General features: G+C 49.3%; 13 protein-coding genes and 1 pseudogene. 12 read left to right on the top strand and 2 right to left on the bottom strand.

The annotated features are described in order from the left end of the window. Positions 1-59 precede the first annotated feature (59 nt). From N4599_RS02845 to N4599_RS02810, 8 genes are all read left to right on the top strand, one after another. Positions 60-2,129, top strand: a complete 2,070-nt coding sequence (locus N4599_RS02845; RefSeq protein WP_191363878.1) for a peptidoglycan D,D-transpeptidase FtsI family protein — start codon at positions 60-62, stop codon at positions 2,127-2,129. A 149-nt stretch (positions 2,130-2,278) separates the two neighbouring features. Beyond that, positions 2,279-2,428, top strand: coding sequence for a 50S ribosomal protein L33 (rpmG, locus tag N4599_RS02840; protein ID WP_003664049.1), 150 nt, complete (start codon positions 2,279-2,281; stop codon positions 2,426-2,428). Positions 2,429-2,511: 83 nt separating this feature from the next. Further along, on the top strand, positions 2,512-2,841 hold the full coding sequence (locus N4599_RS02835) for a PTS lactose/cellobiose transporter subunit IIA (protein ID WP_191363869.1): 330 nt from the start codon (positions 2,512-2,514) through the stop codon (positions 2,839-2,841). 116 nt (positions 2,842-2,957) lie between these two features. After that, on the top strand, positions 2,958-3,512 hold the full coding sequence (locus tag N4599_RS02830; RefSeq protein ID WP_191363870.1) for a 5-formyltetrahydrofolate cyclo-ligase: 555 nt from the start codon (positions 2,958-2,960) through the stop codon (positions 3,510-3,512). A gap of 3 nt (positions 3,513-3,515) precedes the next feature. After that, a complete protein-coding gene (locus N4599_RS02825; RefSeq protein ID WP_191363871.1) occupies positions 3,516-4,175 on the top strand; it encodes a rhomboid family intramembrane serine protease in 660 nt (219 codons plus the stop codon). A gap of 4 nt (positions 4,176-4,179) precedes the next feature. Further along, the gene (locus N4599_RS02820) at positions 4,180-4,419 is read left to right on the top strand and encodes a YqgQ family protein (protein ID WP_003714561.1); all 240 of its coding nucleotides are present in this window, start codon (positions 4,180-4,182) and stop codon (positions 4,417-4,419) included. Positions 4,420-4,450: 31 nt separating this feature from the next. Next, a complete protein-coding gene (locus tag N4599_RS02815) occupies positions 4,451-5,419 on the top strand; it encodes an ROK family glucokinase (RefSeq protein ID WP_056984689.1) in 969 nt (322 codons plus the stop codon). Between the two features lie 16 nt (positions 5,420-5,435). Next, the gene (locus N4599_RS02810; protein ID WP_260901841.1) at positions 5,436-5,849 is read left to right on the top strand and encodes a rhodanese-like domain-containing protein; all 414 of its coding nucleotides are present in this window, start codon (positions 5,436-5,438) and stop codon (positions 5,847-5,849) included. A 61-nt stretch (positions 5,850-5,910) separates the two neighbouring features. Here the strand turns inward: N4599_RS02810 and N4599_RS02805 are convergent, their stop codons facing one another. Further along, positions 5,911-6,087, bottom strand: coding sequence for a DUF3042 family protein (locus N4599_RS02805; RefSeq protein ID WP_191363873.1), 177 nt, complete (start codon positions 6,085-6,087; stop codon positions 5,911-5,913). Positions 6,088-6,190: 103 nt separating this feature from the next. Here N4599_RS02805 and miaA point away from each other — a divergent pair, with 103 nt between their 5' ends. The 3 genes from miaA (at position 6,191) to gltX (ending at position 10,408) form a co-directional block, all read left to right on the top strand. After that, positions 6,191-7,120 (top strand): tRNA (adenosine(37)-N6)-dimethylallyltransferase MiaA, encoded by a 930-nt coding sequence (gene miaA / locus N4599_RS02800; protein WP_191363874.1) that lies wholly within the window; start codon positions 6,191-6,193, stop codon positions 7,118-7,120. A 211-nt stretch (positions 7,121-7,331) separates the two neighbouring features. Beyond that, complete coding sequence (locus tag N4599_RS02795) at positions 7,332-8,675, top strand: glutamine synthetase family protein (protein ID WP_191363875.1); 1,344 nt, start codon at positions 7,332-7,334, stop codon at positions 8,673-8,675. A 227-nt stretch (positions 8,676-8,902) separates the two neighbouring features. Continuing rightward, on the top strand, positions 8,903-10,408 hold the full coding sequence (gltX, locus tag N4599_RS02790; protein ID WP_191363876.1) for a glutamate--tRNA ligase: 1,506 nt from the start codon (positions 8,903-8,905) through the stop codon (positions 10,406-10,408). Between the two features lie 254 nt (positions 10,409-10,662). On the opposite strand, the gene N4599_RS02785 is transcribed toward gltX, so the two are convergent. Next, a complete protein-coding gene (locus tag N4599_RS02785; RefSeq protein ID WP_003712584.1) occupies positions 10,663-10,788 on the bottom strand; it encodes a hypothetical protein in 126 nt (41 codons plus the stop codon). Positions 10,789-11,068: 280 nt separating this feature from the next. On the opposite strand from N4599_RS02785, the pseudogene N4599_RS02780 reads away from it, so the two are divergent. Then, positions 11,069-12,037: pseudogene (locus N4599_RS02780) on the top strand (IS30 family transposase). Positions 12,038-12,072 lie beyond the last annotated feature (35 nt).

Raw genomic sequence — 12,072 nt, 5'->3', positions numbered from 1 at the left:
GGTAAAATAGTATTCACTATGATGAAGGAGAAGTTGATCCGGTGAAAATTTTTGAGCGAATGAAGAGTGCAATTAGTTCGCACCGTAATAGTAAAAACCGCAACGCTCAGTCGATTATTCCCTTTCGACTGAACTTCCTGTTGTGGGTTGTTGGGATTTTGCTTTTGGCCCTTGCTGGCCGCCTGTTTTACTTACAGGTGCTAAACGGGACCGCCTACAAAGCTGAGGTTAAACGGTCAGATACTACAATCCAGACCAATAATGTTCAGCGGGGGATGATCTATGACAGCCAGGGAAAGGTGCTGGTGGGTAACCAGACGCACCAGGCAATCACTTATACTAAAGGCGCTAACGTTTCGACAGACGACCTTTACAAGATTGCCAACCGTCTGGGCCGGTACGTGACGGTCTCTAATAAGGATTCGCGGTTGACCAAGCGGAACCAGGAGGACTACTACCTTGCCGATAGCAGCCGCTTAAAGGAAGTCTTGAAGCACGTTAAGACCTCTGAGACTGATTCCGACGATGCGCAGTATAATAAAGCCCTCGATTACCTGAGCGCGCACCCGTCTGCTTGGCGCCTGACTGCCCAGCAGAAGAATAATGCGCGAATTTACGCGGCGATGAGCGGCGCCTACTCGCTTTCGACGACCTATATCAAGGAAACCGGAGTGACTTCTCGGGAGCTTTCGGAGGTTGGGGAACACCTGAGTGAAATGCCGGGAGTTAAGATTGGAACGGCCTGGACCCGGAACTATCCTCAGGGAAAGGAAATTCAAGCTCTAACCGGTGGCATGTCGACGGCTGGGTTGCCAAGTGATGAGGTCAACTCACTCCTTTCGCAAGGCTATTCTCGAAACGACAGCGTTGGTCAAAGTTACTTAGAAAAGGGCTTCCAGGCCACGCTTGCTGGTTCCAAGTCTCAAACCGAGGTTACGACTAGCGGTAATAGTGTAACGAAGGAAAAGTTGAAATACCCTGGTAAGAAAGGGGATAACTTGGTCCTAACCATTAACTCCAAGTTCCAGAAACAGGTTCAACAGATTCTGGAACAAAACTATGCGGCCGCTGGGAACGCCTATTCTTCTGGTGTCTATGCCGTGGTAATGGACCCGAATACGGGAGCCGTCCTGGCAATGGCTGGAATCAGCCGGAATACCAAGACGGGAAAGCAGACGACCAACCCAATCGGGGCGATTAACCAGCCAATTACGATGGGATCGGTTGTGAAGCCGGCGACCGTGATGGGCGGGTTAATGAGTGGGGTAATTACCCCCGAAAACAGCACCCTGGTTGATAAGCCAATCCGGGTTAACAGCACGCAGAAGAGTTCATGGTTTAACCATAATGGTGGGGCCAATATGGCGGTAGACGCCGCAACCGCCCTGGAAGTTTCGTCGAACTCCTACATGATGCAGATTGCAATGAAGGAAGGAAAGATGGACTACACGCCGGGCATGCAGGTAACCATGAAGCCAAGTATCTTCCAAAAGGAACGCTACTTCTTTAATATGTTTGGTCTGGGGCAGAAGACCGGGATCGACCTTCCGGGTGAGACGACCGGTTACGAAGGGCCGTCTGATGCAAAGCACATCGTTTCCGCGTTGGACTTGGCCTACGGGAACTATGACGGGTACACCACTATCCAGCTGGCTCAGTACATGTCAACGATTGCTAATGGCGGGAACCGGATGCGGCCTTACGTGGTTAAGCAGATTCGGGGGACCAAGAGCAATGGTGAGTTGGGGCCGGTTCAATACACGACTCAGCCACAGGTCCAGCAAGTGATTCCAGCACCGAAGTCCTACTTTGAAGTTGTTCACCAGGGGCTGTACCTGGTTACCCATGGGACCAACGCTTACGTGACTGCCAAGAACTTGGCTAGTGTTAAGCCGTCAATCTCTGGGAAGACCGGGACTGCTCAGACGGTTTCAGATGGACACGAAACTACAACTTTGAGTTTCGCCGGTTACTCACCTTCGAACCACCCACAGGTAGTTGTGGCCCTGGCAATTCCGGGAGCAACCAACGATAACGGGGAAGCGAACATCACGATGGCTAAGCAGATTTTCCAGGCCTACTGGAAGACGGTTCGGAATTCGAGCGAAGCCGATGATAGCAGCAATTAATGGTCACTCAGATTCCTGTCAAGGCTTTTTCCTTAACAAACTTTGACAAAGCACTAGCCAAAATTGCTAATAAATGATATAGTTGTACGAGTTAGGGTTACGATAAATAACCATTTAAAGATTAAAAATAAGTTTGGAGGTTTCAACTCATGCGTGTCAACATTACACTTGAATGTACTTCATGCCACGAACGGACTTACCTGACGAGTAAGAACCGTCGTCACAATCCCGACCGTCTTGAATTAAACAAGTACTGCCCACGGGAACAAAAGGTGACCTTACACCGTGAAACTAAGTAATTAGTTTACTAATCCTGCCAATAGCCTGTGCTATTAGCGGGATTTTTTTGTCACAAGGGACTATAAGAAGCGAGGAAGAACGAATGGCAGCAGAAAATGATAACGAAAGTATTGGTCAGGCGATGCAGCTGATGGTCAGCGCGGGGGATGCCAAGGACTTGGCGCACCAAGCGCTCACCGCAGCCCGTAATGGTGACCTTGACCTGGCAAAGGAAAAACTCACCGCAGCCCGGGAAAAACTGACTGCGGCCCATAACGTGCAGACGACCATGTTGACGGCTGAGGCCCAGGGAAAGACTGTCCAGCTGACCCTCTTGCTTGTTCACGCCCAAGACCATTTGATGACGGCAATCACCTATGTTGACCTGGCGGAAGAGCTAGTGGCCCTCTACGACCGCCTAGACCAAAAATAGCCCGGCTGTAAATTAAGTGAGAACTAGAAAAAACGCTTGCAAAAAAGATAACGAGCGGTGATAATAAATTGTTGAAACCGTTTATCATCTTAGTATAAAGGGGAGATTGTAGAATAATGACGTCTTCAAAGTCAGAACTACGTCAGGCTTACATCGCCCGGCTTCAACAGTTGGATGTTAACACCCGTCTGAAAGAGGAACAGGCGCTGGCATCGGAACTGTATGACCAGGCGGCATGGATGGGGGCCAAGGTCATTGCCTTGACCCTTAGTCAATCGTTTGAAATTGACACGGCCCCGTTAATTCTTCATGCCCGGCATGAGGGGCGGACAGTAGTGGTTCCCCGAACCCTACCCAAGCGGCAGATGGAGTTTGTTGAGCTAAAGGAAAACTCGACCTTTGAGGAATCCGGCTTTGGTATTCTTGAGCCGAAGGAGGGCCGTGTTTTCGGACCGGATGAAATTGACCTGATGGTCGTTCCCGGAGTAGCCTTTACGGCGACTGGCCGCCGGCTAGGGTTTGGTGGGGGCTACTATGACCGCTACCTGACTAATTACCATGGGAAAACCATTGCCCTGGCCTTGCCAACTCAACTGGCTGATGCTGATGAATGGGTGAGTGAGGCGCACGACCAACCGGTTGACCAGGTTCTCACGCTAGCGGAGCGTTAGTTGATGAGGAATAGTGTGTGGAAGGACAACCCGGTTACGGTCACGCTGATTGCGATTCAGGTAATTATCTACCTGCTGATGACCCTAGCCGGTGGGTCGACAAACCCGGCAGTGCTGCTCCGGTTTGGTGCCTTACAGTCGGCCGCCCTGCAAGCCGGTGAATGGTGGCGGTTGATTACGCCCGTCTTCGTTCACATCGGTTTTGCGCACCTGCTGATCAATAGTATTACCCTGTACTTTATTGGAATGTACATTGAACAGCTTTTTGGTCATTGGCGGCTGCTGGTAATTTACCTGGGCAGTGCAGTGGTCGGAAACCTGATGAGTGCCTACTGGCTGCCAGCCGGGATTTCGGCCGGTGCAAGTACCGGGATTTTCGGGTTGTTTGGTGCCTTCATCATGTTAGGGGCCAGTTTCCGGGAAAATCAGGCGTTGCGAATGCTGAGTCAGCAGTTTTTGATTCTGGTAGTCCTGAATATCGTGACCGATTTGATGGTACCGGGGATCGACCTTGCGGGGCACCTCGGCGGCTTTATCGGTGGTTTCCTACTGGCCTACCTGGTCGGGGCACCCCGCTTAGGACGGGTGAACGTCATCGAACGGACGTTAGCTACCCTGGTCCTGGTGGCTGGTATCCTGGTCCTGTTTATAAAAGTGAGCTGATTAAATGGCAAGTTTACCGCGTGAATACCGGACACTATACGATGTCCAGCAGTTATTAAAAGAGTTTAACGTCTTTGTGTATGTGGGCAAACGGTTGTACGACATCGAGCTGATGGCGATTGAGCTGGATAACCTCTACCAATCGGGGGTAATTGACCGGCAGGTGTACATGAAAGCGAAGATTGTCCTACGAAAGGAACACCGTGAGGAGCAGTTCCGGGAAAAAAGTGGCCGTTTGTATTAAATAGAGTGAAAGTTTTGAGGAGGAAGAAAACATGGCAAAAAAGTTATTTGGTGTAGATCTTGGTGGGACCACGATTAAGTTTGCAATCCTGACGCAGGATGGGGAAATTCAACAGAAGTGGTCAATTCGGACTAACATTTTGGATGATGGTTCCCACATTGTTCCTGATATCATTGATTCGATTAACCACCACCTGGACCTTTACAAGATGAGTCCGGACCAGTTCATCGGAATCGGGATGGGGACCCCTGGAACCATTGACCGGGAAGAAGGTACCGTCGTGGGGGCCTTCAATTTGAACTGGAAGACCACTCAGCACGTTAAGGAACAGATTGAAGAGGGCACCGGCATGAAGTTTGCTCTGGACAACGACGCCAACGTTGCTGCGCTGGGTGAACGTTGGAAGGGTGCCGGCAATGAAGGTGACGATGTGGCCTTCATTACTCTGGGGACCGGTGTCGGTGGTGGCCTGATTTCCAACGGTAAGCTGGTTCACGGAATTGTCGGTGCTGGTGGTGAAGTTGGTCACATGATTGTTAAGCCAAATGGATACCTGTGTACTTGTGGTAACCACGGTTGTCTGGAACAGTATGCTTCCGCTACCGGGGTTGTTCACATCGCCCAGGACAAGGCAGAAGAATACGAGGGGAACAGCCGGTTGAAGGCCATGATCGACAACGGCGATGAAATCACCTCTAAGATTGTCTTTGACCTTGCCAAGCAAAACGACTACCTCGCCAACACCGTTGTTGACGAAGTGGCCTTCTACCTGGGATTAGCCTGTGCAAACTTATCCAATGCCCTGAACCCAGAATTCCTGGTTATCGGTGGTGGGGTTTCCGCTGCGGGGGACTTCCTCTTGAAGCGGGTTCAAAAGAACTTTGAACAATTTGCCTTCCCGACTGTGCGGACTTCCACAACTCTGAAGCTGGCTGAATTAGGAAACGACGCCGGGGTAATCGGTGCCGCTTCACTGGCCCGTCAATTTGCAGAAGCCTAAATAAGGAGCGGGAAAAGTGATTTTAGGAATTAGTAAAACGTTATTGACGATTAACCTCCTAGTGGCGGTAATCATCCTAGTATGGTTGTTTAGCTGGGGCTTCCAAAACTGGCGCCGGAAACATTATGCAACCGTTCTAGACCAGGAGGACTTCCGAAAGGGAATGCGGAAGGCCCAGGTGATTGACCTCCGCCAGGAAAATGACTTTAAAGCTGGGCACATCTTGGGCGCCCGCAACCTGCCGTACATCTACCTGCGGCAGCAGTATGGTGAATTGCGAAAGGATATGCCGATCTACCTCTATGATGAAACGATGACGCTGAGTACGCAGGCGGTAGCGTTTCTGGGTAAGCATGGCTACCACAACCTTTACATTCTTCGCGATGGCTACCGGGAGTGGGATGGCAAGACAAAGAAAGCCAAGTATTAAAAAAATGGCATGGTGATCGCAGTTGGTCACCATGCCATTTTTTATATAATAGTGAAGGTAATTAAAGTTGGTGTGCGGACCGGTTTTTCCGGTTAGCTGCCCGGCGGTTCTCATCAAATTTAATTTCTTCTTCTTCGACCGGCTTAATCACGGTCTTGTGAAAAGCAAACACCCCGCTGGCGATTGCGGCAAGAGTTGAGGCGGTACCAATCAAAAATCCTTTGGTAACTTGTTTCATCAGGCATTCCTCCTTATTAGTTAACTTACCACTATTATGAGCGAAGAAGGCCGTTTTTGCCAGTCATTATCAGAAAATTTACGAGTTTATAAGGAAGTTGGTTATGGATAAAGTAATTGCAATCGTTGGTCCGACCGCGGTCGGTAAAACGGCACTTTCAATCGAATTAGCGCGTCAGGAAGACGGGGAGGTGATTTCCGGCGACTCTATGCAGGTTTACCGGCACTTGGATATCGGGACCGCAAAAGTCACGCCTGCGGAAAGGGCGGGGATTCCCCATCACTTAATCGATATTTGCGACGTTGACCAGCAGTATTCGGCGGCCCGCTTTAAGCAGGAGGCCAGTCGGTGGATTGAGGAGATCACTCAGCGCCACCGCCTCCCAATTATCGCGGGGGGAACGGGATTGTATATTCAGAGCCTCACTGACAACCTGGCCTTAGGGGATGACCAGGACGAGGGCGAAGGTGAGGAATCGCCAATCCGGGCTCGCTGGGAACGGCTTGCCGCGGAGAAGGGGAATGCTTACCTGTGGGAGCAGCTGGCGCAGCTTGACCCGGCCGCTAGCAGGAAAATTCCGGTTGGCAACCAGCGGCGGTTAGTTCGGGCCCTGGAAGTGATTGAAAAAACGGGACGGCCTTTTTCCGAGCAGCCACAGGGAGAACGGCAGGCGGACTTCCTACTGATTGGCCTTAATACTGCCCGGCCGGTCCTGTATGACCGTATCAACGCCCGGGTGGATCAGATGGTTCACCATGGACTGGTAGAGGAAACACGCTGGCTGTATGAGCAAGGCGGCCCCCAGCTGCCAGCGGGAAAGGGAATTGGCTACCACGAACTTTTTGACTACTTTGCGGGCCGGTGCAGCCTGGATGAGGCGGTTGCCAAAATCAAGTTGGACTCGCGCCACTATGCGAAACGACAGCTCACCTGGTTTAGGAACCGGATGCCGGTACACTGGTTTGACCTGGTTAGCGGGCAGGATACGATTCAAGATATTAAGTCGGTCGTCGATGATTGGTTAAAAAAGTAAAGCTGACGAACAAATTTGATTATAATTGGCTAAAAGTTCTGGAATTAAATTGACTTGCCCGGTTGGGGTTGTTATTCTAATAACCGTATTGAAGTGGAGCTGCTTATAATTATTCGCGAAGATCCGTTAGGGGGAACCGCACTAACCAGCTCTGACTTCAGATTGTTAAGAATGGCAGAGAGCATAGATTGATTGAAAGGGAATGGAAGATATGGCAAAGCGTGAATTATCAAAAGATGAAGTTCGCAAGATGGTCAAGGACGAAAACATTCGCTTCTTGCGGGTAATGTTTACCGATATGCTGGGGACGATTAAGAGCGTTGACTTACCGGTCAGTCAGCTTGACAAGTTGATGGATAATAAAATTATGTTTGACGGTTCTTCAATTGACGGCTTTGTCCGGATTGAAGAAAGTGATATGTACCTGTACCCAGATATGTCAACTTGGCTGGTCTTCCCATGGGGGGCTGAGCACGGGAAGGTTGCCCGGGTAATCTGCAGTGTGCAGACGGTTGATGGTGAACCGTTTGCTGGTGATCCCCGGAATAACTTGAAGCGGGTTCTTAAAGATATGCAAAAGATGGGCTTCAAGGACTTCAACATTGGACCGGAACCCGAATTCTTCCTTTTCAAGACTGATGAGCAGGGAAACCCTACGCAGACGGTTAACGACCAGGAAAACTACTTTGATATGGAACCGGCTGACCGGGGTGAAGACTGCCGTCGGGATATCGTTATAGCACTGGAAAAGATGGGCTTTGATGTGGAAGCGGCCCACCACGAAGTTGCTCCCGGACAGCATGAGGTGGACTTCAAGTATTCCGATGCCCTCGAAGCTGCCGACAACATCCAGACCTTTAAGCTGATTGTAAAGACGATTGCTAAGAAGTATGGCCTGCACGCGACCTTCATGCCGAAGCCACTTTCTGGAATCAACGGTTCGGGGATGCACCTCAACATGTCCCTCTTCACGCAAAACGGTGACAACGCCTTCTTTGATCCGGAGGATGAACGGCAGTTATCCCAAACGGCCTACCACTTCCTCGGCGGGTTAATGAAGCACGCCCGGGCCTACACCGCTGTCTGCAACCCAATCGTCAACTCCTACAAGCGGTTGGTTCCAGGCTTTGAAGCACCGGTATACGTTGCCTGGTCCACTTCGAACCGGTCACCACTGATTCGGATCCCAAGTGACCGGGGAATGGGAACGCGGGTAGAATTGCGTTCTGCTGATCCGTCTGCCAACCCTTACCTGGCAATTGCGGCCGTGCTGGAAGCCGGGCTGGATGGCTTGCGGAACGAACTGCCAGCCATTCACGAAGTCGATGAAAACATCTACCAGATGACCAGTAAGGAACGGGTGGAAAAGGATGTGCGCAACCTGCCAGACACCTTGCACAATGCCCTGAAGTCGCTGGCTAAGGATGAAGTTGTCAAGGGTTCGATGGGTGACCACATCTACCACAGCTTTATGGAAGCTAAGACCCGCGAATACGATGCCTACCGCCAGCACGTTTCTGATTGGGAACGGCAACGTTACATGGAAAAGTACTAATATTAAGGAGGTTGGGACTTCGGCTGAAGTGTCAGCCTCTTTTTAAGTTGGTGGTTTTCCACTCAGACGGGCGGTGATGGAGTCAGCGACCGGGAATGAATATCCGGGGGGGGGATGCGGTTCAGCTGGCTCTTGCATTGACAAATTAGGACATTCAGATAAAATTATATTTGTTGCACCGGCAGTCATGATGGCTGCTAACAAGTTACTAAAGGAGAATCGAAATAATGGATCAAAAGGTCAGAGTTCGGTATGCACCTAGTCCAACAGGCTTCCTGCATATTGGAAATGCCCAATCAGCATTATTTAACTACTTATTTGCACGTCACTTTAACGGAACGATGGTTCTGCGGATTGAAGATACGGATACTAAGCGGAACGTCCAGTCTGGTGAAGACAGCCAGCGGGAAAACCTGCACTGGCTAGGTATCGACTGGGATGAGGGCCCAAACAAGCCTAATCCAAAGTATGCTCCATACCGGCAAAGTGAACGGAACGCCCAGGGAATTTACCACAAGTACATCCAGGAATTGCTGGACAAGGGGATTGCCTACAAGGACTACACGACTGAAGAAGAACTTCAGGAAATGCGTGAACGGCAACGGGCTAACAAGGAAGCGCCGCACTATGATGGCCGCTGGTACGGCCGGAGTGAAGAGGAACAAAAGGCAGCCGAAGCGAAGGGCTTGAAGCCGACAATCCGCTTCCACTTCCCAAAGGACCACGAATACCAATGGGACGACATCGCCCGGGGTCACGTTTCCTTCAACTCTGACAACCTTGGTGGAGACTTCATCATTGAAAAGAGTGATGGGATGCCAACCTACAACTTTGCCGTAGTTGTTGACGACCACACGATGGACATTACCCATGTCTTACGTGGTGCTGACCACATCTCCAACACGCCAAAGCAGATGGCGATTTACGAAGCACTGGGTTGGGAACACCCAGTCTTCTGCCACATCCCATTGATCTTCAACCCTAAGACACGGAAGAAGCTCAGTAAGCGGGACAAGGATACCTTACAGTTCATCAACGAATACAAGAAGCACGGTTACCTGCCAGAAGCCATCTTTAACTTCATTGCTTTCTTGGGCTGGTCACCAAAGGGCGAACGGGAAATCTACTCTAAGGATGAATTGATCAAGGTTTATGATCCGGAGCGGATGTCCAAGGCTCCAGCATACTTTGACCAAAAGAAGCTGGACTGGATGAACGCCCAATACATCAAGCAGATGGACGTCGACGAGCTGGCAGACCGGACGATGGAACTGGTTAAGGAAGGCGAAACCGAAGAAGCACAACGCTTGCAATCAATTCCTGAAGACGAACTCCGGGAATTGCTCAAGAAGACCATTCATGTTCACCAGCGCGACGTTAACAAGCTCCTCGAAGTCATTGAATACGCCTGGAGTTACTACAATGTCCTGGACGAACACTTCAACTACGACCAAATCGTTGATAATGAAGACTTCGCCAAGGAAGACGTTTTAGCCGTACTGAACGGCCTGAAGGATAAGCTGGTCAATGGTGGTGACGACTTGGATTACAGCCAGGCTATCAAGGAAGTTGGTAAGGAAACCGGTGTTAAGGGCCGGAACCTGTACTTCCCACTGAACCTGGCCTTTACCGGGTCCACTTCTGCTCCGCAGATTTATGAGATTATGGATATATACTCCCGCAAGACCGATGTCGAATTGCTCGACCGGATGATTGCGGCGGTTGAAGCCTAAGCTATAAATATAAAGAGAGTGGGACAGAACTAGCTTGTCTAGTTCGTCGTACCACCTCCGCAAGGATGGCTAGGTTGGTCAAATGCTGATTTATCAGCGTTTGAACTGCCAGCCAGCTACTACGCTGAAGCATTACTAACTTTAAGATATTAAAGAGGTTGAGTTAATTTCCAGCCTCTTTTTGTTTTTAAAACAGAAAAACGACTGACAAACTAACCTTGCCAGTCGTTTTATCTAGGATTGCTTCAAAAAGCTTAGTCACTCAGTTTCTTGGCTTCTTCGTCAAGTTTTGCAAAACCAGAGCCATTAGGCTTCTTGTTGCCACGCTTTTCCATGGCCTTCCGTGCCATTTCCTTACGTTCTTGCTTACTTAATGCCATAGTTAACTTCGCCTCTTTTCGAAACGCTCCATCAAGTGCGGGATAATACCCGCTTATTCAATTATAGTTCAGTTCTTAATAAAAGCAAATTGGCAGGAAGGGCGCCTTGCATCCAAGATTTCGTGGTCGCCTATTGAAAAACGGGTAAAATATGTGAAAATGGTTTTAGGTTTACGTTTTGTTAACTAATCGCCGTTTGTAAAATTAAGTTAGAAAAATAAAAAAGCCATTTGTGATAGACTTTTGAATAACCACAAACAAAAGTAAAGGAACATCACAAATGACTTATAAACATCTTACCACACGTGAACTAACCCTCATAGCTAATTTTTGGCACCAAGGTACGAAGGCTTATCAAGCTGCTAAACTGCTTAAACGAAGCCAAGAAACTATTTACCGAGTCTATCGATTTCTTGATAGCGGTAAGACCATTGCACAGTATCTTAAGGCTTACCAGCGGAATAAGCAGCGTTGTGGTCGTAAGCAGGCTTAGCTAGCCAAGGATGAGATCAGCTACATCAATGAGCAGGTTAAAGCGGGCTGGACACCTGATACGATCATTGGTCGAGCAGAACGGACAATTAGCTGTAGTATGCGGACACTTTATCGGATGTTTGCTCGTGGACAGTACAATTTTGCCGTCCAGCAATTACCGATGAAAGGCAAGCGACACCCCAATGGCTATGTCGAACGACGTGGTAAGGCGGGGCATCTCGGTCGGAGTATTTACCAGCGATACCATGATTTTCCTCACTACCAACACGAGTTTGGTCACTTTGAAGCTGATACTGTTCAAGGAAAAGCTCATCGTGGTGCGGTCATGACCTTGGTGGAACGTCAATCTAAGGTGATGATTGTGCTTAACGTTCATCGTAAAACTGATGAAGCAGTTAACTATCACTTGGATAAATGGCTTTCTAAAATGCCTCGTCATTTCGTTAAGTCGATTACCTTTGATAATGGTAAGGAATTCGCGGGCTGGCGTGAGATTGCCAATAAACATGACCTTCATACTTATTTTGCGGAGGTTGGAGCGCCCAATCAACGCGGCCTGAATGAAAACAATAATGGTATCTTACGTCGTGACGGTCTCAGTAAACGATTAGACTTCCGTAATTTACCAGATGAACTAATCACCCAGCTGATGCACAAACGAAATACTATTCCACGGAAGTCACTTCACTACCGCACACCACTTGAAGTATTCCTAAGTCACGTCACAGATGAACAGCTTTCAACATTTTTCTAATTTAAATTGACATTTCGGGAATTATAAAGTTTTTG

Source organism: Limosilactobacillus oris, assembly GCF_025311495.1.
In the GTDB taxonomy this organism is placed as follows: domain Bacteria; phylum Bacillota; class Bacilli; order Lactobacillales; family Lactobacillaceae; genus Limosilactobacillus; species Limosilactobacillus oris_A.
This window is presented reverse-complemented; position numbering and strand designations above follow the sequence as displayed.